Raw genomic sequence first — 25,074 nt, 5'->3', positions numbered from 1 at the left:
CGCCCGGCCCCTGAAGCCAGGAGCCGGGCGGAGGGTGGTCGATCTCCTAGTCCCGCCGCGGAGCTGGGCAGGACGAAGGGGTCAGGAACCGACCTTGCGCTTGTTGTAGACGTCGAAGCCGACCGCCGCCAGCAGCACCAGACCCTTGATGACCTGCTGGTAGTCGGTGCCGATGCCGACCAGCGACATGCCGTTGTTGAGGACGCCGAGCACCAGACCGCCGATGATGGCGCCGAGGACGGTGCCGACGCCGCCGGACGCGGAGGCCCCGCCGATGAACGCGGCGGCGATGGCCTCGAGTTCGAAGTTGATGCCGGCCTGCGGCGTACCGGCGTTGAGTCGCGCTGCGAAGACCATGCCGGCGAGCGCGGCCAGCACACCCATGTTGACGAAGGCCAGGAAGACGACGCGCTTGCTCTTGACGCCCGACAGCTTCGCCGCTGCCTCGTTGCCGCCGATCGCATAGGTGTGGCGGCCCAGGATGGAGTTGCGCATCAGGTAGCCGAAGGCCACCAGCAGCACGCCCAGGATCAGCAGGACGATCGGGAAGCCGTGGTAGCTCGCCAGCAGCAGGGTGAAGACCAGCATCGCTGCGGTGATGGCGGCGAGCTTGGCGAGGAAGAAGCCCAGCGGGAGCAGGTCGAGACCATAGGCGGCGGCCTGCCGCCGGCCTCGGACTTCCTGGAGGACCGCCAGCGCGAGCACGCCGAGGCCGAGCAGCAGGGTCAGGTTGTGGTAGTCGGTGCTCGGCCCGACCTCCGGCAGGAAGCCGCTGCTGATCTTCTGGAAGCCCTTGGGGAAGGGCGCCACCGACTGGCCCTGCAGCAGGATCTGGGTGCCGCCGCGGAAGAGCAGCATGCCTGCCAGAGTCACGATGAACGACGGGATGCCGACGTACGCGATCCAGAAGCCCTGCCAGGCCCCGGCGGCCGCACCGATCAGAAGCGCGGTGACCAGGGCGACCGGCCACGGTACATCGTGCCTGACCATCATCACCGCGGCCGCCGCGCCGACGAAGGCGGCCAGCGAACCCACCGAGAGGTCGATGTGGCCGGCGATGATGACGATCATCATGCCGATCGCGAGGATCAGGATGTAACTGTTCTGCTGGATCAGGTTGGTGACGTTGAGCGGCTGGAGCAGGATGCCGTCGGTCCAGATCTGGAACAGCACGACGATCAGCGCCAACGCGACCAGCATGCCGTACTGCCGGACGTTGCCCCGCAGCGCCTGCACCAGCAGGGCGCCGACACCGCCGCGCTCCGGCTGTGCGGCCGTCGTGCCCGCCGGGGGCGCCGTGGTCTCCGGGATGTCCGTGGTCTCTGTCTGGGCCATGCCTTACACCTGCTCGTCGTCGATTGCCGCGCTCACGGTCATGAGGCGCATGAGTGATTCCTGGGTCGCGTCCGCACGGTCCACCTCGCCGGTGAGCCGGCCCTCGGCCATCGTGTAGATGCGGTCGCACATGCCGAGCAGCTCGGGCAGTTCGGAGGAGATGACCAGGACCGCCTTGCCCTGGGCGGCGAGTTCGGCGATCACCGTGTAGATCTCGGCCTTGGCGCCGATGTCGATGCCCCGGGTGGGTTCGTCGAGGATCAGCACCTGTGGCCCGGAGAAGATCCACTTGCTGAGGACGACCTTCTGCTGGTTGCCGCCGCTGAGCTTGCCGGTCTCCGCGAACACCGACGGGGCCTTGATGTTCATGGTCTTCCGGAACGACTCCGCGACCCGGGTCTCCTCGTGCCGGTTGACCCAGCCGCGCCGCGAGACCTTGCCGAGCGCGCTCAGCGAGATGTTGCGGCTGATGTCGTCCATCAGGTTGAGCCCGAAGTGCTTGCGGTCCTCGGTGACGTAGGCGATGCCGTGGCCGATCGCCTCGGGGACGGTACGGGTGCGGACCTCCTTGCCGTCCATCAGCACCCGGCCCCCGGCGTAGCGCCCGTACGAGCGGCCGAAGACGCTCATCGCCAGTTCGGTCCGGCCCGCGCCCATCAGGCCCGCGATGCCGACGATCTCGCCGCGCCGGACGTCGATCGAGACGCCGTCGACCACCTTGCGCTGGTGGTCGATCGGGTGGTGGACGGCCCAGTCCTCGACCGCGAAGGCCACCTCGCCGATCTCCGGGGCACGCTCGGGATAGCGGTGCTCCAGGTCGCGGCCGACCATGCCACGGATGATCCGGTCCTCGGAGACGCCCTCCGCGTCGACGGCGATGGTCTCGATGGTCCGGCCGTCGCGCAGGATGGTGACGGAGTCGGCGACCCGGGCGATCTCGTTGAGCTTGTGCGAGATGATGATGCAGGAGATGCCCTGGGCCTTGAGCTCCAGGATGAGGTCGAGCAGCTTGCGGCTGTCCTCGTCGTTCAGGGCGGCGGTGGGCTCGTCCAGGATCAGCAGCTTGACCTCCTTGGCGAGCGCCTTGGCGATCTCGACCAGCTGCTGCTTGCCCACGCCGATGTCGGCGACGCGGGTGTGCGGGTTCTCGTGCAGGCCGACGCGTCCCAGCAGCTCCTTGGCGTGCGTGAGGGTCTTGTGCCAGCTGATGATGCCGCGGGTGGCGTGCTCGTTGCCGAGGAAGATGTTCTCGGCGATGGAGAGGTACGGCACCAGGGCGAGCTCCTGGTGGATGATCACGATGCCGCGCTGTTCGCTGGCCCGGATGTCCTTGAAGGCGCAGGGCTCGCCCTGGAACAGGATCTCGCCCTCGTAGGAGCCGTGCGGGTAGACGCCGCTCAGCACCTTCATCAGGGTGGACTTCCCGGCGCCGTTCTCGCCGCAGACGGCGTGAACCTCGCCCGGGGCGACGCTGAGGCTGACGTCGGAGAGCGCCTTGACACCGGGGAAGGACTTGCTGATCGAACGCATCTCGAGGACGGGTCCGGCCATGGTGGTGCATCCGTTCGACGGGGGGCGGTGCGGGTGGGGGAACCTGTCAGGTCGGCTGCCCCATCCGCACGCGCCCGGCTCGGGGCGGCCCTGCGTTCGGGCCGGGTGGCTACTTGAGCTGGTCGGCGGTGTACTGCCCGCCGTCGACCAGCACCTTCCGGTAGTTGTCCTTGTCGACGCTGACCGGCTGCAGCAGGTAGGCGGGGACGACCTTGACCCCGTTGTCGTACTGCGTGGTGTCGTTGACCTCGGGCTTGCCGCCGGTGAGCAGGGCGTTGCCCATCTGCACCGCGATCTTCGCGAGTTCGCGGGTGTCCTTGTAGACGGTCTGGGTCTGCTCGCCCGCGATGACGGACTTCACCGAGGCGAGTTCGGCGTCCTGGCCGGTGACGATCGGCAACGCCTTGCCCGCGCTGCCGTAGCCGACACCCTTGAGCGAGGACAGGATGCCGATCGAGATGCCGTCGTAGGGGGAGAGCACCGCGTCGACCCGGGCCGAGGTGTAGGACTTGCTCAGCAGGTTGTCCATCCGGGACTGTGCGACACCGCCGTCCCAGCGCAGGGTGGCCACCTGGTTGAAGCCGGTCTGTCCGCTCTGGACGACCAGCTTCTTCTCGTCGACGTACGGCTTGAGCACGCTCATCGCGCCCTGGAAGAAGAAGGTGGCGTTGTTGTCGTCCGGCGAGCCGGCGAACAGTTCCACGTTGAACGGGCCCTTGCCGTCCTTCAGGCCGAGCTTGTCGGCGATGTAGCCGCCCTGGAGCACGCCGACCTTGTAGTTGTCGAAGGTCGCGTAGTAGTCGACGTTCTTGGTGCCGCGGATCAGCCGGTCGTAGGAGATCACCGGGATGTGGGCGTCGGCGGCCTTCTGGAGGACGTCGGTGAGCGAAGACCCGTCGATCGCGGCGACCACCAGCAGCTTGGCGCCCTTGGTGATCATGTTCTCGATCTGCGAGACCTGGTTCTCGACGACGTTGTCGCCGTACTGCAGGTCGGTCTTGTACCCCTTGGCCTGGAACTCCTTGACCATGTTGTTGCCGTCGTTGATCCAGCGCTCCGACGACTTGGTGGGCATCGCGATGCCGACGAGGCCGCCCTTGGCGTCGCCGCCACCGCTGCTCGCGCCGTCGCCCACGCCGTTGGCGCTCTGGCCACAAGCCGCCAGGGTCAACGTGAGGCCCGCAGCAGCGAGGCCCATCGAAACCTTCCGCACAATTCCTCCAGTGGTATGCCGCGATCGGCGCGACCTCGGCAGGGCCTCGGATCGGGTCGAGCGGGGGTCGAGCGCGTGGGCCGGAGTGGGGTGGGGCCGTGGCGTGCTCGATCGGTACGGGTGGCCGGGGCGGCGGGTGGACCCGGATGCGGATCCGAACCGTGCCGCTCTGGCCTGGCGTTACCTGAGTGTTAACGCTCACAGAAATCGCGTCAAGTGCCCTGAGATCACCGTTGGGTATCGCGCGGGCGTGGACGGGCAGGGGGTCGCGCGGGGCTTGACCGCTGGATTGTTAGCGTTAACAATCGGATCGCGCCGCAAGGTCGGCCGAGCCGGGACGAACGGCGGGTGGCGCCCGTCCACGGACGGGCGCCACCCGCTCCGCCACGTCAGCCGAGGGCCGAACCGGCCTCGCCGAGGGTGTGGCGGAGCCACTGCTCGACCCCGGCGGCATGGACGGTCGCCCACGCGTGGGCGAGGTCCGGGCGCCGGCCGGCAACCGCCTCGGAGATCGCCCGATGCTGCTGACGGGTGCGCTCCACCGCGCCCTCCTCGGTCAGCCCGCGCCAGATCCGCGCTCGCATGGTCGGACCGGACACACCGTCGATCAGCGAACAGAGCACGGTGTTGCCCGATCCGGCGGCGATCCTGCGGTGGAACTCCAGATCGTTGGCGATGAGTTCCTCCAGCGACGCGTCGTCCTTCAGCGCTGTCAGAACCTCCCCGAGCGCGGCGACCTCCTCGTCCGACATCACGCGCGCGGCCATGGCGGTGGCGGCGGGCTCGAGGATGCGGCGAACCTCCAGGAACTCAGGACCGTGTTGTCCTGGTGGAAGTCGACGACGAACCCGAGCGTGTCCAGCAGGACGTCGGGTTCCAGACTGGTCACGTACGTGCCGTCGCCCTGGCGAACGTCGAGCACCCGGATCAGCGAGAGCGCCTTGACCGCCTCCCGGAGCGAGTTGCGCGAGAGTCCGAGCCGCTCCGCGAGATCGGGCCTCCTTGGGAAGCCGTGCCCCGGGGCGCAGCTCACCACTCACGATCATGACCTTGATCTTCTCGATCGCCTCGTCGGTGACTGGCACAGCTCCGCCTTCCTGATGGTTCGGTTCGTGCAGCCTAGAGGTCAGCCCGGGGTCGTCCCCCGGGCCTTTCGGTACGGCAGCCGTGCCCGCGTTCGTCACAGCTCCCACACGACGGGGAGACCGGACGCGGCGCCGGCCTCGGAGCCGGATCGGTGACCGTCGGGCGGCCGGTGCACACCGGACAGGTCCCCGCCGCGCTCGCGGCCGCCATCGGGTTCGTCCCGGAGGAAGCGGGCGCCGTGCCCCTCCAGCTCGTGGTCGACGTGAGGACCCCGGCCGGCGTGCCGCCGCTGGGGAACCGGTTCCTCAACGGCGCGACCATCATCGTCGCGCGCTGACCATCTCCCGCTTCGCCTCCGGCGAGAAGCAGGACCGAGACCCTCCGCCTAGCGTTCCGGCACCCGATCGGGCCAGAGCAGCAGGACGGGGCACGGGGCGTGGTCGACGACGTACCGGCCCGCCGGGCCGAGGCTGTGCGGCCCCCGGTGGGTGCGGGAGCCGTCGCGGGCGAGCACGAGCAGCTCGGTGCCTTCCGCGGCGGCGACCACCTCCCGTTCGACCCGGCCGTGCGCCACCCGGACCGTGCACGGCAGGGTCAGGCGCTCGGCGGCGGCCCGCAGCATCTCCTCGCCGGTGGCGGACGCGAGCTCCTCCATCCGGTCACCGGGATCGCTGCCCCACCCGGCGGCCGGGTGCCGCGGGCCCGGGTGGCCGCGGCCGAGCAGCCCCGCGAACGCCCCGTGTGCGGCGCCCGGGACCTCCGCCCCCGCGACGTACAGCAGGACGATCTCCGCGCCGTCCGGGACACGGGTGCGGGCGGCGTCGACGCAGGCCGGCCAGGTGCCCTCGGTGATCCACACGACCACTGTCACGGTGTCACACTCCGAATGCGTGAAGTGATCCCCACAGTGCCACCACCGCCAGGACCAGGGAAGCAGGCACGGTCAGCAGCCCGAGCCGGGTGAACTCCCCGAGACCGACCTCGGTGTCGTGGGCGTGGACGATGCGCCGCCACAGGAGAGTCGCGAGCGAGCCGGCGTAGGTCAGGTTGGGGCCGATGTTGACCCCGAGCAGTACCGCCAGCACCGCCCCGGGCCCGGCCGGCGCGGTGAGCGGGAGCAGCACCAGCGTCGCGGGCAGGTTGTTGATCACGTTGGCGAGCACGGCGGCCAGCGCGGCGATCCCGAGCAGGGCCGCCAGACCGTGACCCGTCGGCACCAGGTCGCCGAGCGCGTCCGCGAGACCGTTGTCGACGACCGCCCGTACGACCACGCCGAGGGCCAGGACGAAGGCCAGGAACGGTACGCTCGCCGCGCGCAGCACCGCCCGCGGTGTGGTGCGCCGCCGGGCCAGCGCTCGGACGCCGAGCACCAGCGCGCCGGCCAGTGCCGCCCACGCGGGGTCGATCCCGACGACCGAGGTGAGCACGAAACCCGCCAGGGTGCCGGCAATGGTCAGCAGCACGAACAGCGGCATCTCCGGTTCCACCGCGGTGCGCTCCGCCGTGGCGCCCGCGTCCAGGTCTGCGGCGAAGAAACGGCGGAAGACCGCGTACTCGACGCCGATCGCCACCAGCCAGGGCAGGACCATCAGCGCGGCGAACCGGGTGAAGCTCAACCCGCTGGCCGCCAGCGCCAGCAGGTTGGTCAGGTTCGAGACCGGGAGCAGCAGGGACGCGGTGTTCGAGAGGTGCGTGCAGGCGTAGACGTGCGGCTTCGGACGGGCACCGAGGCGCGCCGCCGTCGCGAACACCACCGGGGTCAACAGCACCACGGTGGCGTCCAGACTCAGCACCGCCGTGATCACCGAGGCGGCGGCGAACACCTGCACCAGAAGCCGTCCGGGGCGGCCCGCCGAGGTCCGGGCCATCCACGCCCCGCAGGCGTGGAACAGGCCCTCGTCGTCGCACAGCTGGGCGAGGACCAGCACCGCCGCCAGGAATCCGATCACCGGGCCCAGCCGCGCCGTCTCCTCCGCCGCGTGGTCGAGGGAGATCGCGCCGGTGCCGACCACCAGCGCGGCGGCCGGCACCGCGACCACCGCTTCCGGCCAGCCGAACGGGCGCACCACCGCGCAGACCAGTACCACCACCAGCAGGCCGACGGACAGCGCCTCGGCGAACGACGTACTCAGGACCCGATCCCTTCTCGACGTGCAACGATCAGGAAATCATCGAACCAGACCGGTTCGGTCGGGCAGGAATCGCCGTTCGGCGACACGCTCGGGGCAGGCCGTAGCCGCTCGCTGCGGGGCCGTGGTCCGGAAACTTTCTGTCAACGCTCACGGAAGCTTCCGCGACCACCGGGTCATCATCGAGAATGCGCAGGTCACAGGGTTGGTGAGGGCTCGACCAGAGTTTGTCGATCGTGGCGGGCCGCCCACCTGTGGGACCACCACCTCTTCCACGGCGACCGCGCCTTCCTCGCCGAGCGTGCCTACCCGGTGATGCGCGAGGCCGCCCGTTTCCTCACCCACCTCCTGGTCGAGGCCCCGGACGGCACCCTGGTCAGCTGCCCGTCCACCTCGCCCGAGCACCACTTCCGGCTGGCCGACGGCACCCTTGCCGCGGTCGCCGCCGGCTGCACGATGGACTACTGGCTGACCGCCGAGCTGCTCGACAACACCGTCGCGGCCGCCCGGGAGCTGGACACCGACCACGACCTCGCCCGGGAGCTGGCCCGGGTCCGAGCCCGGCTGCGGCCCCCTGCGCTCGGTGCCGACGGGCGCCTGCTGGAGTGGGCGGAGGACATGCCCGTGGAGGACCCCGGACACCGCCACCTCTCCCACCTGTACGGCCTCTATCCGGGCAGTGCCGTGGACCCGCTCACCGACGACACCCTGCTCGCGCCGGCCCGCCGCGCGCTGGACCGCCGGCTGGAGCACGGCGGCGGCGGCACCGGCTGGAGCCTGGCCTGGGTCGCCGCGTTGGCCGCCCGGCTCGGTGACGGCGCCCTCGCCGGGCATGCCGTCGAGCGCCTGCTCGCCACCTCCGTCGCGCCCAACCTCTTCGACCTGCACCCGCCGCGGCTCTTCCAGATCGACGGCAACTTCGGCATCACCGCCGCCGTCGCCGAGATGCTGCTGCAGAGCCACAACGGCATCCTGAGGCTGCTGCCCGCCCTGCCGCCGTCCTGGCCGGACGGCGAGGTCCGCGGCCTGCGCGCGCGGGGTGGCGCCACGGTGGACCTGACCTGGCGTCAGAGCGTGCTGACCGGCGCGGACCTGCGGACCGCACGGGACGAGAAGGTCGAAATCCACCTTCCCGTGGGCGCCGGCCGACCGGTCGTCACGGGCCCGGCCGGGGGCGAGGTGGTGCCGGACCGGGTCGTGGGCGACGGGCGACAGCTGCGTTTCGGACTCCTGGCAGGCGTGCACTACCGGCTCTCCTTTCCGGCCGGGCGGTTCGGACACTGACGTGCGGGACGGAGCCCGGGCGGGGAGGCGCCCGGGCGCCGTACCAGCGGGGTTCGGCAGGTACTCGGGGCCTCGCCCGGTGTTGACGGGAACTCGGTGAGCGCTCACACCCGTCCCCGACCCTCAGCGCGCCGAGGCGAAACCTCCTCGGAGGGTGATGGAGCCGCCGGCGGCCCGGGCGTCGACGCGGTAGCCGTCGCCGGCCGCGACGCGGACGCCGGGGGCGTGGTTGAACTGCGCGGCGAACTCGTGCTGCCCGGCGGGTACGGTCCGGCCCGGCTTGAGGACCCAGCGGTAGACCAGCGAGCCGCCGGATTCCTGGACGGTGACCGCGAAGTCGTCGGCCGGCAGGGTCCGCCAGTTGCCGGTGTCGCGTACCCCGCCGGTCTGCGCGATCCGCAGCTCCACGGTGAGTGAGGTGAGCGGCTGGGCGGCCCCGAGAACCAGGTTGCCCTGACTCCAGTAGACCGTGCTGTGCGCGTCCACCGAACCCTCGGTCCACAGCGGACCGTTCTGGATCCGCCCGACTGCCGGCGGACTCGGGCGCGGTCCGCCCGCCGTGGCGCTCGGCGCCGGACCGGTGGCCGTGGAGGGCGTGGACGGGGTGGGGCTGTCGACGGGGGACGGTGCGGCGGGGGACGTCGCGGCGGGCGGCGTCGCGGCGGGCGACGGCGGCGGCCCGCTGACGATGCCGGCGACGGCGAGGCCGCCGGTGGCCAGGATGCCGGCCGTGGCGAGGGCGGCGAGGGCCACCCTCCGCCCGGACCGGGCGATCGTCGGCGCGCGGTGTCGGAGCGCCGGGCCGGCCGCGCGGTGCTCGACCAGGGCGACGATCGTGGCCCGGTCGGGATGGTGGTGCTCGGCAGCCTCGCGCAGCTGTCGGCCGATCTCCTCGCTCACCGGGTCCTCCCTCCCGTCACCGGCTCGCCGGCCGCCGGTACGCCGAGCAGCCGCTCCAACTCGGCCATCGCCTTCGAGGTCTGGCTCTTCACCGTGCCGACCGATATGCCCAGTGCCATCGCGGTGTCCTTCTCCGACAGGTCGAAGGCATGGCGCAGCACCACGCACGCCCGCTTGCGGAACGGCAGCCGGGCGAGCGCCGCCCGGATGTCCAAGGTGCCGGCCGTGTCCGGCGGTTCGATCGTCTCGGGGGCACGTGACCAGAACAGCGCGACCCTGCGCCGCTCGCGGACGGCGCTGCGGATGCGCTCGCGCACCAGATTGGCCACCACGCCCCGGGCGTAGGCGAGCGGGTGGCGGGCCGCGCGGAAGCGGTCCCAGTGCCGCCACAGCGCCACCAGGGCGTCCGCGGCGATGTCGTCGGCCGCGTCCGGCTCGCCGGTCAACAGGAAGGCGAGTCGGGCCAGTTCGGCATAGTGGCGTTCGAAGAAGTCGTGGAACTCCGCGGACGCGTCTTCGAGGCGCATCTCCCCCGGTCGCCCTCTCCCTGCGATGTTTGCGTTAACAATCGGCTCGAGCGTAACAGCGCCCGTCACCGCGACCGAACGGCGGCCGGCTGCGGCGGCGTGACCGGGGCGGTGGATGGATGCCACGGTCACCGCCGGGCGAACTGGACTCGAGTGGGTTGGACGACATCCGGTCTCACCGCGAGGCCGTCCACGGTCAGCTGCTCGCCGTAGATGTCCGTGATCCTGATCGAGGAGCCGCAGCCGTTGCCGTCGGCGGCGAGGAAGTAGTTGTAGTCGGTACGCGGCAGCTGCCGCCAGCCGCCGGCGGTCCGCACCTCCAGGGCGGCGACCGGATTCCGGTGACCGATCGCCTGGATGCCGCACCAGTAGCGGCTGGACCCGGTCTTGTACCGGACGGAGAGCGTGTCCGGTGCGGCGGCGGGACTCAGCAGGCTCCAGGTGATCGACAGCCGGCCGACCTTCGGATCGGCGAGCTCGGCGAACGCCTGCCGGCTGAGGTCGAGCTGCCCCGGAGCACAGGGCAGCGGGCACTCGTTGACGATCCGCACCGTGATCGAGGCCCCGTTGGCGGCCCGGACCAGCACGTACGCACCGCACGCCCGGGACGACTCGTAGTCGGTGTGGTTCATCGCCGCGATCATCATGTCGGCGGACGGACCGTACAGGCAGGCGCCGTTGCCGTCGCCGGCTTCGTACGCGGTCGCCACGCCCTGGTAGCCGGTGGCGGGCCGGATCCGCCCCGCCGCGGGCGCCGCCGGAGGAGTTGCGGAAGCGGAACGCGGGCTGCCCGGGACGGAGGCCGATGCCGGGGCCGGTGCCGGGGCAGCCGGGGTGGCGGCGGCGGAGACGGCGGCAGAGGCCGACGGCGGCGCCGAGGTGGTCGGCGCGCCGGCCGCCGGCTCAACGGAGCCGGAACCCGTCGGATCACCCGCCGAATCGCCCGCCGGGGCCACCGCCACGGCCGCGCCGGCCGGCCGGCCGGTCTCGGCGCCGCTCCCGGGGAGCAGCGCGACGGCCAGGCAGGCCAGCACTCCTACCGCGGTCAACACCAGTGGAATGCCGACGACCCGTCCGCGGTTCCGCCCGCGCCGCTCCCGCGGAGCGCCGTGCTTCGTTGTGCTCATGCTCGTCCGTTCGGTAGATCACGCCGCTGTTGCACACCCCAGTGGCCGCCGGTGGCGAAAAGGTTGCCGTCGCGTGCGGACCCTCGGCGACCGGAGCGGAGCGGCCGCCCGGGGCCGCCCCGCCCCGGGGCTCAGGACTGGTCGCCGTCCACCACGCCGCGGCCGTAAGCGGTCTGGGAACCGCCGGGCGGCGAGTTCGGCTACCGGCGCGCGCCCTGCCCGCCTCTGCTCTCCTAGGTCCACAGGTCCGCCGAGGGAACCGGGCGGACTGGGTGGGCTGGCCGCCCCCGGAGCAGGCGCCGGAGGTCGCAGGCCGTCGGCACCTTCCCGTGCAGTCGCCCGTACGTCGAGGGCGACAAGATCACCAGGTGGGATCGGGCCTGGGACACCCGGAGTGCGCAGCGACGGCGCAGCCATGAGGCCCGCGGGCGGTCCTCCTGTGCCGGTTCCTGCGGGCCAGGACGGTGCCGCCGGTCGTCCGCCGGATGGACGGACGCCCGCGCGCGGCGTCATGGCTGTGGTGGTGTCGCTGGAGGGGCCGCGGGAGACTGGAGGGGAGCGGGGTTCACAGGGGGTACCCGATGAGCGCTCTCCTGGGCGAGCGGTACGTGTTGGGGGACCGGTTCGGGCGTGGCGGGATGGGCACGGTGTGGCGGGCCCATGACGTGGTGCTCGACCGGGACGTCGCCGTGAAGGAGCTGAACGTCGCCGGGCTGCCGGACGAGGAGGTCGCCGTCCTCCAGTCCCGGATGGAGCAGGAGGCCCGGGCGGCCGCCCGCATCAAGCACCCCGGCGTCGTCACGGTGCACGACGTCCTGCAGCACGAGGGCCGGCCGTGGATCGTGATGGAGCTGATCGACGGACCCTCGCTCGCCGAGGTGATCGCCTCGGACGGCCCGCTGCCACCCCGGGACGTCGCCCGCATCGGCGCCCAGGTGCTGTCGGCCCTGGAGCAGGCACACGAGGCGGGTGTGGTGCACCGGGACGTCAAACCCGCCAATGTGCTGCTCGCGGAGGGCGGCCGCGCCGTGCTCACCGACTTCGGCATCGCGGCGTTCGAGGGCTCCGCGCGGTTCACCCGGGTCGGTGACGTGGCGGGATCGCCCGACTACCTGGCCCCGGAGCAGATCACCGGGCAGGAGCCGGGTCCGGCGTCCGACCTGTGGTCGCTGGGCGCGACGCTGTACACGGCGGTGGAGGGACGGCCGCCGTTCGGCCGCCGGACGGCCGCGAGCACGCTGCACGCCGTCGTCAGCGACGCCCTGCCCCCACCCCGACGGGCCGGGACGCTCGGCCCCGTTGTCGAGGCACTGCTGCGCAAGGACCCGGGCGCGCGGCCGACGGCCGACCGTGTGCGGCGCCTGCTCGCGGCGGTGGCGTCCGGGAGCACGGTGGTTACCTCGCGGGTCGCGGCGACCCACCCGCCGTCGGAGGTGTCGGCGACCGAGGAAGAGGACAAGTCCGGGGTCGAGGAGGAGCCCGCCCTTGAGCCCACCCGGACGATCCGCACGACGCCGGTCCGGCCGTCCCCTGGTGTGCGGCCCGAGGCCGGTCCTCCGGCGCGACCTCCGACGGGGGCCGGCGGTGCGGTCGGCGGTCAGGCAGTCGGTGAGGGAGAGAGCGCGGGCGGGCGCAGGCGCGGGCGGCCGTCCGGGGTGGTGGTCACGGCCGCGATCGTGGCGCTGCTGGCGGGGGCCGGACTGACGTACGAGGTGTTCAACGACGCCGACCCGGTGCCGACCGGGATCACCGAACTCGCTCTGATCGTGGCGATGGCCGTCCTGCTCGTCGCACTGCACCGGAGCGGTCGGAACAGGGCCGCCGTGGGGGCGGTCGTCGTGCTGCTGGCGGCGGCTGGAGGGGTGTACGCGGTCTACCAGGGCGCCTACGCGGAGGATCCGCCACCCACCACCGCCGTGTCGACCCCGACTCCCACGCCGACCCCGGCCCCGACCCCGACTCCCACCCCGGCCCCGACCCCGACCCCGACTCCCACGCCCACATCGCCGGCACCCTTCGGTTACCAGTGGGTCGACGACCCCGCAGGGTTCCGCGTCGCGGTGCCCGACGGGTGGCCCCGCAGCGTCGAGGACCCCTGGATCAGCTACACCCCGGACAGCAACAGGCACCTGCTGAGCTTCGCCGTGAACCCCGGCGAGGGCGTCGTTCCCGGAACGCACCTCCTCAACCTGGAGTCGACCAACCAGTCCTCGCTGACCGACTACCGGCGGATCGCGCTCACGGCCAACACCTACCAGGGCGGCCCCGGAGCCGTGTGGGAGTACACCTGGAACAGCGCCGACGGTCCCCGGCACGCGGCCCTTCAGTCCTACATCGCACCGAACGGCAAGGAGTACCTGATCTACGTCGGGTACCCGGAAGTCGACTGGCCGGCGGGCCGGCAGCTCTTCGACTCCGCCCTGACCACGTTCAGCCCGCAGTGACTGGCGGGGCGGCCTGGGCCTCGTGGCCGCCGACAGCGCAGGGGCACCGCATCGACAACGTGGACGAGTTGACGGCGTTCGAGCAGGTGCCGGAGGCGACGGAGTACGCAGCGGCGCAGTCCTGAAGCCCGTGGGCGGCGGTCGAGCACTCGGCGGCACGGTGTCGGCGGTTTTCGCCGGAGCGGCCGGACGCCCCGCTGCCGCCGTCGTCGAACGGGTCGGGCGCCTCCGTCATGTCGGGAGGGGCAGGAAGCCCACCGCCGGCCGCCGCCACCTGCGACCCCGTCGGGTGGGGCGGGCGAGGTGGCGGGGCCGGCGGTGTCCGCTCTGGTCGAGGTCGCGTCCCTAGACGGTGTAGAAGTACTCCGGACAGTAGGTCTTCCCGCTGCCGTCGGGCAGGGGGACGGTCACCACCGTACCGGCGCTGCTGCGCATGCTGCCCATGGCTCCGATCGCCTGGCCGATCAGCGGCATGGGGCTGTCGGCCTGCCAGGCCTGTTCGAGGGCGCGCAGCATGGTGCTGTAGTGCCCGTTGAAGGTCTGGAGCTCGGCCGCAGTGTCGGGGGTGGGCCGGTTCGCGGGGTCGTTGGCCCAGCCGCCGTCCGGCACCCGTGCGGCCTGGTGGGCGTCCGGCATGGGGATCGGGTCGCCCTGGAAGTCCCACTTGGGGTGGTCGGAGTCGGAGATCTTGATCAGCTTCCGGCCGTGGTAGATCTCGCGGAACCGGTAGTAGTGGGCCAGTTCGTCCGGGTGGCCGGGGAACGGGTTCTCCGGCGAGGCGTCGGTGCCCTCGCCCTGCGCCTTGATGGTCTCGATCGCGTTCAGGACGTCGGTGATCGTGTTCATCGGGACGATGTCGTTGCCCGCCCCGTGCTGCCCCGACAGCGAGAAGGTGACCTGCCGGCGGCCGGTGAGCAGGTGGGCGTAGGTCGGGAAGACCTCGGCGATCCGGCTGTAGAAGGCGCCGATCGAGGTGAAGGTCTCGGTGAGGGCGATCGGGTGGTCGGGCTTCTCGATCTCGGAGAACAGGAAGGCCGAGTCCCTGCTCAACCCGCTGAGGTAGACCTCCAGTTCGGGCCGGACGCCGCCGGGCAGCGGGCCCGGGTATGTCGGGACGGTGCCCTGACCGGTGAGCCGTGGTGTCCCGCCGATGCTGGTGAGCATGTTGCACACCAGCCCGAAGTGGGACATCTCGTCGAAGACGATCTCGCGGATCGCCTTGGCGACCTCGCCCTGAGGGTCCTTGATCGACCAGAGGGCGCTGGCGTACGGCGGGATGGTCGCCAGCTCCAGCATGATCGCCCGCTGTAGCGCGTCCCTGAGCCACTGCTCGTCGCAGTCCTCCACGGCCACCTGCATGAGCTCGACGATCGCGTTGCTTCGGTAGTCCAGAACCGCTGTGGTCACGGTGTGCCCCTTTCGCCCGGCTGGTGTCGGAACGTACTAGGGCGACACTCGTTCGCATGCGTGCCAGTCCGGCATGGTGTGGTGGTTCATGCGGACGAGTGAACGTCGCTGCCCGTGCGGAGGTGAACGCCAGGTGGGGTGGAGGGAGCAAGCCTCCGCGAACCGCACGCCTGACACCGTCTCAGGAGCCCATGACCTCAAGGGCCCGAACGCAGGATCCTCGCCAGAGCCGAATTGCGTGACGTCCCGGAGGGTTGAGCGGGGCGCGTCAATCGACCGGACTGATTCTCGCCTGCGCTGGTAGGCCGAGCCCGCATAAGCGGCGTGGCCCGGTCGAGCCGCCGTGTCGATGAATTCACAGGCGTCGGATCGTCTGGTCCGCTTCCTTCCATCTCCATTCCCGCTGAACGTTGTTGACGGATTGTCTTGCAATATATGAGCGATGATCACATTTGCGCCACAGGGCCTTGACGTGGAAGTTCATCGCGGCCAACATCCTCTACCGGCAGGTAGAAGAGTCGCCAGGGGGGCGGTGTCGCGGGCTCGTTCGACAGGACGTCCGAGTGCGAAGTCACCATTTACTGCGCCTCCGGGGCATCCATGCCGGTGGCGTTCCCGTTACGGCCTGCGACGCTCACGCCCCCCCTGCCGCATTGCGCGGTGACCGTTCGACCGCAAACCCCCGTGGGGCGCACAGAGGAGAAGAGATGCCGGACTCGGTGACTGACGCGGCCACAGATGCCGAAGCGGCGCTCCTGATCCGAGAAGGAGACGGACCCGGTCGTTCGGTTCCCGGTGCGGACATGACGCAGCGTCACGCACGCGCGGTGAGGACCTACGCCAGACTGTTCTGCGGGGAGGCCCGTGCCGCGGAGAAGCTCGTGGAGGAGTCCTTCGAGCGAACCCTGGAGGCCGTCCACACCGACGCCGGACCGACGGAGAGCCGGCGACTGGACCTCCTGGCCGAGGTGAGGGGAGTCGCGGCCGGTTGGGCGGACACCGGACGCGAATCGGCGCTGAGCACCGGCTTCGTCGCCTGGGTGAACGCTCTGCCCCAGCCGGATCCGGCGGCCCCGTCGGCGCGCGCGGCGGTCGCCGCGGCGGAAGCGGACTCGTACCTCCTGCGCGCGTTCCTGAGCCTGTCGGATCGACAGCAGGCCACACTGTGGCGCAGTCTCGAGGATCCGACAGGTCACCCGCCGACACCTCGACCCGAACCGGATGCGCCGACCAGGCAGATCCTCTACGACGCCTATCTGCAGGTGTACGCCTCGCGCGTCCCTCATCGGCCCTGCCGCCACCTGACCGCCGCCCTGGGGGACTTCGTCCGGCGCGGCGGCATCGCCGACGACACCAAGAACCTCGATCACCACCTCTCGTGGTGCGAGAGCTGTGGTCACGCCCGCGCGGAGCTCGTCGCCATCGACACCTGGCAGCGGCCGGTTCTGCTCCGGGGACTGCTGCTGTGGACGGGAGAGCCGTCGTCCTCGGCGCTGCCGGTGGTCGCGGCCTCCTCGCGGCTGCCGTCGACAGCCGTACCACGGTCCACCCCTGACACTCCCGTGTCTCCGCCACACACCGACGGCCGACGCCCCGACGGCCGACGCCCCGGTGGGCTACGTGCTCCAGTGGCCCTCGCCGCCGTCGTGGCGGCGCTGGTCATCGCCGGGGTGGCGCTCACCACCGTGGACGCTGCGGAAACACACCCTCCACTGGCCGGCGCCCTCCCACTCCCGCCCTCCGTGGGATCGGCATTCCCCACGAGTGCCCCGAGCGCGAGTCCGGTGGACGTCTCGGCCTCGCCGTCGGCCTCGCCGTCGGCCTCGCCGTCGGATTCCCCGTCGGCATCCCCGTCTCCCGGCAGGCCGACCGCCTCGGTGACGGCCCTCCCGTCTCCCACCCCGTCGACCCCACCACCGACCGTGGTCGTCGTACCGCCACCGCCTGAGCCCGTCGGCTTCCGACTCGTCAACCGGAGCTCGGGGCTCTGCGTCGGAATCACCGGTCGGAGCGCCGGCAGCCCGTTGCAACTCCAGCAGTGCACCGACCGGGCGTCCCAGCGCTGGGAGCGCATCGCGGCCGATCAGGACACCTACCAGCTCCGTAACGCGGACACGGGAACGTGCCTGGACGGGACCACCTCCGGCGGGAATCTCGTCATGGTCGTGCTCCGAGGCTGCCTGTCCGGTCCTGACCGCACGAAGCAGCTGTGGCGCTTCGCACCTGACGCCACATCCGGCGCAGTCCGGCTGTGGTTCGTACCGCCGGTCCCGTCGAGCGACTACGCCTCTCATCTGTTCGGCCCGCAGAACTGGCCGAACACCGACCCACCGCGCGTCGGATCGCCCCTTGTCCACCTGCCCGACTACTACCACTCCGGCAGCTTTCTGTTCACCATGGGCTGACCGGTGGGCGATCCTGCCGGGTGCGGTGCGGTCCCTGACGGGCGGGAAACCGCGGCGGCGTCCCGCGAGCAGGTCCCGCCGGTCCGTTCTCCAGCCCGGGTCGGCCGCGTCGAGCGGACGGCCGGTTTCCTGCCGACGCACCTCTGTTGGAATGTGCGTGATCTTCATACGATCTCGCCATGGAGCTCGAACTCCGGCATCTCCGGATCATCTGCAGCATCGCGGACAGCGGCAGCCTGACGCGGGCCGCCGCGTCATTGCGGCTGACCCAGCCCGGCCTCAGCGCCCAGTTGACGCGAATCGAGCGGGTGCTCGGGGGTGAGCTCTTCAGCCGCGCGCAGTCGGGTGTCGTCCCGACCGCGTTCGGAGAGGTGATCCTCAGCCGGGCACGGGCGGTGCTGCCGACCGTCGACGAACTGCTGGAGGTCTCCACCCTTGCTGCGCAGACGGGCAGTTCGCCGCGCCGTTTCCGGCTCGGCTCCGTCAACGCTCCTCTGCTCGGCGGATTGATCACCGCGATCAGGTCGCACCACCCGGAGGCCGAGATCAGTTCGCGGGGCCAGGGGTGCCCGGTCCCGCTCGTCGAGGACATCGCGAGTGGCCGGCTCGAAGCGGCCGTGGTGGGCGACAGTCCCGGCTACGAGCTCGCGCTCCCTCCCGGGGTCGCCGTCGAGCCGATCGCCACTGAACCACTGTTCGTGGCACTGCCCGCGGCTCATCCGCTGGCGGCACGGGAGGAGGTCCGACTGGCGGATCTCGAGGACGAGGACTGGGCCGCTCCTCGTCCGGACAACGATCGGATCCGCGAGTACTGGTCCAGGACCCTGCTCGTCCTGGGCCATCGCATGCGTGCCGTCCACGAGGTGGAGGGCCGACTCGTCCTGGACGTCGTCCGCAGCGGCCACGCGGTGAGCTTCTGCCAGGCCACGTTCGAGGAGATGCCAGGCATTGCGGTGCGGCCGATCGCCGGCAATCCACTCTGGTACCGGCATCTGCTCGCATGGCACCAGGAGGGGCCGCTGGCAGAGTCGGGCCCCTCGCTCGTGCAGCACGTCACCGAGGCCTACCGGGCGGCCTGTGCCCGCAGCGCGGTCTACCGGAGCTGGCTCGCACGCCACCGGGCCGCCGCCTCGCCGCAGGGCACGGCGGCGGCCTGGTGAGCGGTGGCGTGCCGCTGAGGCGTTTCCGGGGCTAGCCGGTCACCACTTGTAGGTCCAGACCGTGTCGGTGGACGCGTCGGAGGCGTTCACGTAGATCCGGATGCGCGCGGTGTCGTCCTGGAACCACTGGCCGGGCCGCCAGGTCTGCATGTCCAGCGCCGTGCAGTTCCCGGTGGGCGCAGCCGCGTCGGGGTTGCTGACCACACGGATCGGCCCGCTGCCGGTGGCGACGGAGGTGTCGACCTTGTAGATGACGACCCCGGTGGCGCAGGCCCTGGAGTCGTTGTAGGCGGCCTTGCGGGACTCGGCGACGTAGGCGGTGGTGGGGCTGGTCCTGATCACCGCCAGCCGGTAGCCGTTGCCCCCGTACTCCAGCCCGGTCAGGGTGGTGGAGTACGTGTTCGTCCTGTCCAGGCAGGACACCTGACTGTCCGTGATCCAGCCGAGCTTCCACGCCTGCCAGCCGAAGTACAGCGGGGCCGGGCCGGAGATCCTGCCCATGAGGTCCCAGCCTCCGACGTACTGGTTCAGATCGCCGTTGAAGGCGTACAGGTCGGGCAGGCCGAAGGTGTGACCGGTCTCGTGGTCGGCGACCTTGTAGCCCCAGGTCCACATGTCCTGACCGAAGGTCACCGCCCAGTGGATCGGCACCCAACTGTTCGTCCGGCCGTTCCAGACCCAGGTCGGCGCGGCGGGGTCCTGGACGAAGGTCGGGGAGTGCTTGATCGCGCTCGCGGTGGCGGTCGGCACGACGTAGAACATGTCGTACCGGGAGAGGTCGACTCCGGCGTCGGCCGCGGCGGTGAGCGCGTCCTTCACGTAGACCTGGTGCGTCGACCAGGAGAAGCCGCGCTCCCAGTTGTAGGCGGTGGAGTTCTTCGGCATGCGGACCCAGTTGGCGTACGGCACCTGGATGTCCAGCGTGGTCTTGCCGTAGGAGGCGTTCCACATCCAGTCCTTGGCGCCCTTCAGCGTGTCGTAGTACGACGTGAGGGGCTGGGCGGTGCCTCCGGCGTCGGGGAAGTCGACGTAGATCAAGCCGATGCGCTTGGTGCCGATCGGGTTCTGGAACCGGGTGTAGTCCGTCTGCTGGCCCTCGTCGGTGTACCCGGTCGTCCCCCGCAGCGCACATGCCGAGGCGCTCCCGTTGGACCCGCGGGCGGGCTGGACGGGGACGGCCGCCAGGGCCAGCACGGCGGCCAGGATGAGTATGGGCACTGCCGGCAGGGTGCGCCGGCGTCTGGCTGAGGGTTCCATGGGAGCCTCCGAGGAGATCGATCCGGTGACGAGCCCGGCTGGCCTTCCTCTCACGGGTGGTCAGCAGGGTGTCCTGAGTGCTCCCGCGAAGGTCGTCCACTGCCGCCGTGCGGGGAGCGTGCAGGCTATCGTCCGGATCGATCGACGCCTTCGGTAGCTCCCAGCTGTCCATCACGTTGCGTTATGGAAGCCGGGACGTTCCTTCCGAAGCCTGTGCGCACGGCCACCCGGGACACACCGCTGAGCGGCATCTGAGGGTCCGTTCGGCACTCGGGAACTGCAGTGCGGCGGTGGCCGGTTCACAGCGCCGTGGATGGCGCCTCAAGGCTGTTCCGGGAGCGGGGGTGCGGGCGGGGAGGGTCAGATGCGGCCGGCGGCGAGGTCCATCAGGCGGGCGAGGACGCGGTCGCCGGAGGCGGTGACCCCGTCGTGCTCCCACTCGTTGGTGACCCAGGTACGAAGCGAGCCGACCGTGCGGGCGGTGCGCAGGGACAGGCCGGCGTCCACGTACATGTCGTCGTGGTAGACGGCGGCGGCGATCGGGACCTGGTTGGCGGCGAGCCGGGCCGGGTCGTAGAGGTCGGGCCAGTCGGTGCGTTCGGCGAGCAGGTGGACGGCGTCCCTGAACGGGCGCAGCCCCGCGATCTCCTCGAACATCCAGGGGTAGAACATCTCGCCGGTGAACAGCAGCGGGTCGGCGTCCTCGGCGAACTCGGGGTGAGCGGTCAGCGCCCGGGCGGCGGCCCAGCCGGTGGCCACGCCGTGCTGGCCGAAGATGGACTCCTGGAGCACGGCGAAGAGCGGGTTGTCGGTGAACGCGGTCAGGTTCATCACCTGCTGCAGGAAGGTGGCCGAGGGCTCACCGTCGGGATCGAGCGCCTCGTCGAGCAGCCAGTGCAGGCGCTCGGCGCCGTCTCCCATGCCGAGCACCAGCCCGAGGGTGCGCAACCGCCGTACGGTGAGCCGGTCGCCGTCGGGGAGACGGACCGGCTCACGGTCGAGCAGGTCGGCCAATCGGCGCACGACGTCGCGGTCGCGCGGGTAGCGGGCGTAGTAGGCGGTCACCTTCTCCCGGACACGGGGGTAGGTGGTGGCGTAGACGTCGTCGGCGGTCGCGTCCAGGCCTGGCAGGCCGCCGGTGACGTAGCAGGCGCGCAGGCCCTCGGGCGCGGACGAGAGGTAGCTGAGGGTGAGGAAGCCGCCGTAGCTCTGGCCGAGGGTCTCCCAGGGGAGGTCTCCGCAGAGCCGCTGCCTGATCAGTTCCGCGTCGGCGACGATCGAGTCGGCGCGGAATCGGGCCAGGTGGTCGGCCAGTTCGCGGGCGGAGCCGAACCGGGCGGCGGTCCGTGCGGTCACCGGAGTGCTTCGGCCGGTGCCGCGTTGGTCGAGCAGCAGCACCCGGTGGGTCTTCAGGGCGTGGCCGAGCCAGCCACCGGTGGCGTTCAGCGGGCGCGGGGACTTCCCGCCGGGGCCGCCCTGGAGGTACAGCAGCCAGGGCAGTCGGTCGTCGGCGGCCTTCGCCGGATCGCGCAGCTCCCGGGCGAACACCTCGATCGTCGCGCCACCGGGGTCGGTGTGGTCGAGCGGCACGGTGAAGACGTGGTCGGCCACGGCGAGACCTGGGAGGCGGTAGCTGGACTGGATCACGGTGTCCTCTCGGGGTAGTGGCAGGCGGCGTGCTGGCCGAGGGCGATCGTGCGCGGCTCGTGGGTGTGCGTCTCGTCCATCACCAGCAGACTCTTGGCCGTCTCACGTCTCCTCCTTGTGCGATGCATCCCATGCGTGGGAGAAGAGTGGCCGACCGGGGCGCTCCCCAGAAGATCCCAGCACCTCATCACATCGTGTTATGGAGGTCGCGCAGGCATTGCTCGGAGGACGGCGCGGAGCACGTAGCCGTGGCGGCCACTCGACACGGGGGACCGCCTCACAGCCAGTGACGCCATCTCCGTGATCGGCCTTCATCGCGAAAATGTTGACACCGCACCAGACCGCCTCCCACCTGCGGTCGAGCGCTTCGGGCCGGGCATCCGCGTCCAGCCGCCCTGAAGATCTCGCGCACTTTCCGTTAGCCGCGAGCCGGCGCCCGATCTCCCATGCGTCGGCAGCAAACCACCCCCATCTGCCGGCGAGGAGAGCACATGACCGGCAAACGCGTGGTGCACGGGCGTGACAACGGCCCGGTACCGAATGGAACTTCGGGAGCGGGGAGCGTCATCGTCGGTTCCCCCTCCCGCCATGGACGATCGCCGAACTGACTGTCAGTCGCCTCATCGTCGAGCCGGCGATCGGCCAGGACCAGCCATCGGCTCGGCGCCCCACAGCCGGCACGGGTCAACCGTGTCTGCGTAATTGACGAAGCATCACCCGATCGCGCGCAGCCTCCCCACGAGGCCGCGCGCCGCACGGTGCTGCCCCCACACCAGGAGAACCCATGAAAGCCGCACACGCCCGCAACAAGCTGCCCAAGCTCCTGATAGCCGCCGCCGTCACGCTGAGCGCCGGGATCGGGATCGCGACCAACGGGCCTGGCAGCGCCCAAGCGGAGCTCACCAGCCCGTCCCCCGAGGTCAAGACCGACGCTCCCCGTCCAGGTCTGGCACCCCAGTCGGCGGCCACCGACGCCGTCCAGGACGACGACGCGAAGCGGGTGCGTCCCAGGGACCGTCGACCCCTGCCGTCCGACACCGAGGCACTGCGCCAGAACTACGGCAGCCCGACACGGTCCGCCGCGGCGAAGTCGAAGGCGACGACCGGGAAGGCAGGCGGCCCGAAGGCGAGCGCCGCCGCGTGCTCCACCAGCGCCTTCACCACGAACACCGGCGACGCCCTGGTCCAGGCGATCCAGTCCGCCGGCTCGGACTGCATCAACGGCCTGTTCAACCTCACCGGTTCAGATGCACGCCTGGCCTTCCAGGGGTCGCAGATGACCACGGTGGCGGACGCCCTGGCCGCCGCCTCGCGCAGCTACCCGGGGGACAACAGCACCCACGTCCTGGAGCTCGTGCTCTACCTCCGGGCCGGCTACTACGTGCAGTGGAACCACAAATCCGACGTCGGCAACTACGGCGGCGCCCTGCAGACCGCGATCCAGTCCGCCCTGGACTCCTTCTACGCCAGCGCCCACAGCCTGGACGCCACCGACGCCAACGGCGCCGTCCTCTCGGAAGCCGTCACCCTGATCGACAGCGCCAGCCAGAACGCCCGCTACCTGCCCGTCCTCAAGAAGCTGCTCACCGGCTACAACAGCTCGTACAACTCCTCGTACACCCTGCTGACCGCGGTCAACAACGTCTACACCGTCCTCTTCCGCGGCCACCAGAACCCCGACTTCGTCACCGCCACCGAAGCCGACCCCTCCATCCTCACCACCCTCGAGACCTTCGCCAGCAACAACCTCGGCCTCCTGGGCGGACCGCAGAGCTACCTGGCGTCCAACGCCGGCACCGAACTGGCCCGGTTCCTCCAGGACCGCACCCTGACCCCCACCGTCCGCCCGATGATCAAGAACCTGATGGCCAAGTCCTCGATGACCGGCCCCACCGCCCCCCTCTGGGTCGGCATCGCCGCCCAGGCGAACGACAACGACCAGAACAACTGCTCCGACTACGGCACCTGCGACCTCCCCAACCGGCTCAAGAAGGCCGTGCTGACCATCGACCACCAGTGCGGCACGATCCACATCGTGACCCAGGCGCTCACCAAGGAGCAGCTGCTCAGCACCTGCGACAGCCTCACCGGCGAGAACGCCTACTTCCACAAGCTCGCCAAGGACCCCGGCCCGCTGCCCGGCGACCACAACAACGCCATGGAGGTGGACGTCTTCCACTCCACCAGCGACTACCAGACCTACGCCAACGTCATCTTCGGCGTCGACACCAACAACGGTGGCATCTACGAGGAAGGCGACCCCTCCAAGCCCGACAACCTCGCCCGGTTTATCGCCTACGAAGCCGACTGGCTGCGCCCGAGCTTCCAGATCTGGAACCTCAACCACGAGTACACCCACTACCTGGACGGCCGCTTCAACACCGCCGGCGACTTCGCCGCCACCACCGCCACCCCCGGCACCATCTGGTGGATCGAAGGCTTCGCCGAGTACCAGTCCTACGGCTACCGCGGCGTGACCGACACCGCGGCGGTCGCCGACGCGGCCAAGGGCACCTACCCGCTCAGCACCGTCTTCGCCAACACCTACAGCAGCGGCACGGACCGGATCTACCCCTGGGGCTACCTCGCCGTCCGCTACATGATGGAGAACCACCGCTCCGACATCGACACCCTGCTCGGCCACTACCGATCCGGTGACTACAAAGCCGCACTCGGCCTGATCACCTCCATCGGCACCAGCTACGACGCCGACTGGGCCAAGTGGCTCGAGGAATGCGCCGCCGGTGCCTGCAACGCCCCCGGCAAGCCGCTCACCGCCACCTTCACCGCCAAGGCGAACGGCCTGAACGTCACGCTCACCGACACCACCGAAGACTCCGCAGCGATCACCGCTCACAGGTGGGACTTCGGCGACGGCACCACCTCCACCGATGCCAACCCGACCAAGACCTACGCCAAGCCGGGCAGCTACCACGTCCGGCTGACCGTCACCGACAAGTCCGGCGCCACCGCGACCGCCGACCAGACGGTCGCGGTCGGTGCTTCAACCGCCGAGTGCACCGCTGACGACACCCGCCGCCTGGCCCAGAACTGCAGCCGATCCAACCTCACCGCCGCCGCCCGGGACAACAGCTACCTCTACATCGACATCCCCGCCGGAACCCAGAACCTCACCATCACGACCACCCCCGGCACCGGAACCACCGACCTCTACTACAGCCCCACCACCTGGGCCGACAGCACCGCCAACACCGCCTCCGCCACCGGCGACGGCCCGCACACCCTCACCATCGCCAACCCCCCGGCCGGCTGGAACTACATCACCCTCCACGCCACCACCGCCCTCACCGGCGCCACCGTGACGACCAAGTTCTGACCCTGCCGGTTGCGCCGCACCGCCACCCCGCGCGGCGGTTCGGGCCGTGGGGGTGAACCCGTCTAAAAGATCGTACAAGTCTGGTATGTGACAGGTTGGCCGGGGCTCGACCTCGGGTCCTGGTCGGCCTGTCACGGACGTTTCGGGGGTCGGGTTCCGGTCCCGGGCGAGGCGCCCGTGCCGCGCACGAGCCGTCGCCCCTCGCATCACCCCACCGTCAAGACGGTGTCAAGGTTCCGGATTCACCCGTATGGACCGGGTCAGG

The 25,074-nt window shown here is 70.8% G+C and carries 17 protein-coding genes and 2 pseudogenes; 6 read left to right on the top strand and 13 right to left on the bottom strand.

The features are described 5' to 3' along the window. Nucleotides 1-81: 81 nt before the first annotated feature. The 4 genes and pseudogenes from mmsB to ABWK59_RS05140 form a co-directional block, all read right to left on the bottom strand. Complete coding sequence (gene mmsB, locus ABWK59_RS05155; protein ID WP_354638182.1) at nt 82-1,335, bottom strand: multiple monosaccharide ABC transporter permease; 1,254 nt, start codon at nt 1,333-1,335, stop codon at nt 82-84. A 3-nt stretch (nt 1,336-1,338) separates the two neighbouring features. Next, on the bottom strand, nt 1,339-2,886 hold the full coding sequence (gene mmsA, locus ABWK59_RS05150; RefSeq protein WP_354638181.1) for a multiple monosaccharide ABC transporter ATP-binding protein: 1,548 nt from the start codon (nt 2,884-2,886) through the stop codon (nt 1,339-1,341). A gap of 109 nt (nt 2,887-2,995) precedes the next feature. Further along, on the bottom strand, nt 2,996-4,084 hold the full coding sequence (chvE, locus tag ABWK59_RS05145) for a multiple monosaccharide ABC transporter substrate-binding protein (RefSeq protein WP_354638179.1): 1,089 nt from the start codon (nt 4,082-4,084) through the stop codon (nt 2,996-2,998). Nucleotides 4,085-4,488: 404 nt separating this feature from the next. After that, nucleotides 4,489-5,184, bottom strand: a pseudogene (locus tag ABWK59_RS05140) (FadR/GntR family transcriptional regulator). A gap of 233 nt (nt 5,185-5,417) precedes the next feature. Here ABWK59_RS05140 and ABWK59_RS05135 point away from each other — a divergent pair. Beyond that, nucleotides 5,418-5,557: pseudogene (locus ABWK59_RS05135) on the top strand (ABC transporter permease); the annotation flags it as partial. Between the two features lie 13 nt (nt 5,558-5,570). Here the strand turns inward: ABWK59_RS05135 and ABWK59_RS05130 are convergent. Further along, entirely contained in the window at nt 5,571-6,056 is a 486-nt protein-coding gene (locus ABWK59_RS05130; protein ID WP_354638177.1) for a universal stress protein, read from the bottom strand. Nucleotides 6,057-6,060: 4 nt separating this feature from the next. Then, nucleotides 6,061-7,317, bottom strand: coding sequence for an arsenic transporter (locus tag ABWK59_RS05125; protein ID WP_354644831.1), 1,257 nt, complete (start codon nt 7,315-7,317; stop codon nt 6,061-6,063). A gap of 6 nt (nt 7,318-7,323) precedes the next feature. Here ABWK59_RS05125 and ABWK59_RS05120 point away from each other — a divergent pair, with 6 nt between their 5' ends. Beyond that, entirely contained in the window at nt 7,324-8,598 is a 1,275-nt protein-coding gene (locus tag ABWK59_RS05120) for a glycosyl hydrolase family 95 catalytic domain-containing protein (protein ID WP_420492905.1), read from the top strand. Between the two features lie 123 nt (nt 8,599-8,721). Here the strand turns inward: ABWK59_RS05120 and ABWK59_RS05115 are convergent, their stop codons facing one another. From ABWK59_RS05115 to ABWK59_RS05105, 3 genes are all read right to left on the bottom strand, one after another. After that, nucleotides 8,722-9,498, bottom strand: coding sequence for a hypothetical protein (locus ABWK59_RS05115; RefSeq protein WP_354638173.1), 777 nt, complete (start codon nt 9,496-9,498; stop codon nt 8,722-8,724). Further along, nucleotides 9,495-10,025 (bottom strand): SigE family RNA polymerase sigma factor, encoded by a 531-nt coding sequence (locus ABWK59_RS05110; protein WP_354638172.1) that lies wholly within the window; start codon nt 10,023-10,025, stop codon nt 9,495-9,497. Before ABWK59_RS05110 ends, ABWK59_RS05115 begins: the two co-directional genes overlap by 4 nt. Nucleotides 10,026-10,153: 128 nt before the next feature. Beyond that, a complete protein-coding gene (locus ABWK59_RS05105; protein ID WP_354638170.1) occupies nt 10,154-11,152 on the bottom strand; it encodes an expansin EXLX1 family cellulose-binding protein in 999 nt (332 codons plus the stop codon). 581 nt (nt 11,153-11,733) lie between these two features. On the opposite strand from ABWK59_RS05105, the gene ABWK59_RS05100 reads away from it, so the two are divergent. Further along, on the top strand, nt 11,734-13,596 hold the full coding sequence (locus ABWK59_RS05100) for a serine/threonine-protein kinase (RefSeq protein ID WP_354638167.1): 1,863 nt from the start codon (nt 11,734-11,736) through the stop codon (nt 13,594-13,596). A gap of 345 nt (nt 13,597-13,941) precedes the next feature. Here ABWK59_RS05100 and ABWK59_RS05095 read toward each other — a convergent pair whose 3' ends face one another. Beyond that, nucleotides 13,942-15,003 carry a ferritin-like domain-containing protein gene (locus ABWK59_RS05095; protein WP_354638165.1) on the bottom strand — a complete coding sequence of 354 codons (1,062 nt, stop codon included), beginning with the start codon at nt 15,001-15,003 and terminating at the stop codon, nt 13,942-13,944. Between the two features lie 707 nt (nt 15,004-15,710). Between ABWK59_RS05095 and ABWK59_RS05090 the strand changes: the two genes are divergently transcribed. Beyond that, nucleotides 15,711-17,408, top strand: a complete 1,698-nt coding sequence (locus tag ABWK59_RS05090; RefSeq protein ID WP_354638163.1) for an RICIN domain-containing protein — start codon at nt 15,711-15,713, stop codon at nt 17,406-17,408. A 179-nt stretch (nt 17,409-17,587) separates the two neighbouring features. Beyond that, complete coding sequence (locus ABWK59_RS05085; RefSeq protein ID WP_354638161.1) at nt 17,588-18,568, top strand: LysR family transcriptional regulator; 981 nt, start codon at nt 17,588-17,590, stop codon at nt 18,566-18,568. 39 nt (nt 18,569-18,607) lie between these two features. Here ABWK59_RS05085 and ABWK59_RS05080 read toward each other — a convergent pair whose 3' ends face one another. The 3 genes from ABWK59_RS05080 to ABWK59_RS05070 form a co-directional block, all read right to left on the bottom strand. Continuing rightward, nucleotides 18,608-19,786 carry a M6 family metalloprotease domain-containing protein gene (locus ABWK59_RS05080; RefSeq protein ID WP_354638159.1) on the bottom strand — a complete coding sequence of 393 codons (1,179 nt, stop codon included), beginning with the start codon at nt 19,784-19,786 and terminating at the stop codon, nt 18,608-18,610. A 399-nt stretch (nt 19,787-20,185) separates the two neighbouring features. Beyond that, entirely contained in the window at nt 20,186-21,469 is a 1,284-nt protein-coding gene (locus ABWK59_RS05075; protein ID WP_354644830.1) for an alpha/beta fold hydrolase, read from the bottom strand. Then, nucleotides 21,469-21,600 (bottom strand): hypothetical protein, encoded by a 132-nt coding sequence (locus ABWK59_RS05070; protein ID WP_354638157.1) that lies wholly within the window; start codon nt 21,598-21,600, stop codon nt 21,469-21,471. The genes ABWK59_RS05075 and ABWK59_RS05070 overlap by 1 nt, the downstream gene beginning before the upstream one ends. 656 nt (nt 21,601-22,256) lie before the next feature. Here ABWK59_RS05070 and ABWK59_RS05065 point away from each other — a divergent pair. Then, on the top strand, nt 22,257-24,809 hold the full coding sequence (locus ABWK59_RS05065) for a collagenase (RefSeq protein ID WP_354638155.1): 2,553 nt from the start codon (nt 22,257-22,259) through the stop codon (nt 24,807-24,809). Nucleotides 24,810-25,074: the final 265 nt, after the last annotated feature.

It is taken from the genome of Kitasatospora sp. HUAS MG31 (assembly GCF_040571325.1).
Classification (GTDB): domain Bacteria; phylum Actinomycetota; class Actinomycetes; order Streptomycetales; family Streptomycetaceae; genus Kitasatospora; species Kitasatospora camelliae.
This window is presented reverse-complemented; position numbering and strand designations above follow the sequence as displayed.

Bases quoted from the DNA above. Each gene is read 5' to 3' on its own strand.
- mmsB (WP_354638182.1), bottom strand. From the start codon at position 1,335: ATGGCCCAGACAGAGACCACGGACATCCCGGAGACCACGGCGCCCCCG.
- mmsA (WP_354638181.1), bottom strand. From the start codon at position 2,886: ATGGCCGGACCCGTCCTCGAGATGCGTTCGATCAGCAAGTCCTTCCCC.
- chvE (WP_354638179.1), bottom strand. From the start codon at position 4,084: ATGGGCCTCGCTGCTGCGGGCCTCACGTTGACCCTGGCGGCTTGTGGC.
- ABWK59_RS05110 (WP_354638172.1), bottom strand. From the start codon at position 10,025: ATGCGCCTCGAAGACGCGTCCGCGGAGTTCCACGACTTCTTCGAACGC.
- ABWK59_RS05105 (WP_354638170.1), bottom strand. From the start codon at position 11,152: ATGAGCACAACGAAGCACGGCGCTCCGCGGGAGCGGCGCGGGCGGAAC.
- ABWK59_RS05100 (WP_354638167.1), top strand. From the start codon at position 11,734: ATGAGCGCTCTCCTGGGCGAGCGGTACGTGTTGGGGGACCGGTTCGGG.
- ABWK59_RS05090 (WP_354638163.1), top strand. From the start codon at position 15,711: ATGCCGGACTCGGTGACTGACGCGGCCACAGATGCCGAAGCGGCGCTC.
- ABWK59_RS05085 (WP_354638161.1), top strand. From the start codon at position 17,588: ATGGAGCTCGAACTCCGGCATCTCCGGATCATCTGCAGCATCGCGGAC.
- ABWK59_RS05070 (WP_354638157.1), bottom strand. From the start codon at position 21,600: ATGCATCGCACAAGGAGGAGACGTGAGACGGCCAAGAGTCTGCTGGTG.
- ABWK59_RS05065 (WP_354638155.1), top strand. From the start codon at position 22,257: ATGAAAGCCGCACACGCCCGCAACAAGCTGCCCAAGCTCCTGATAGCC.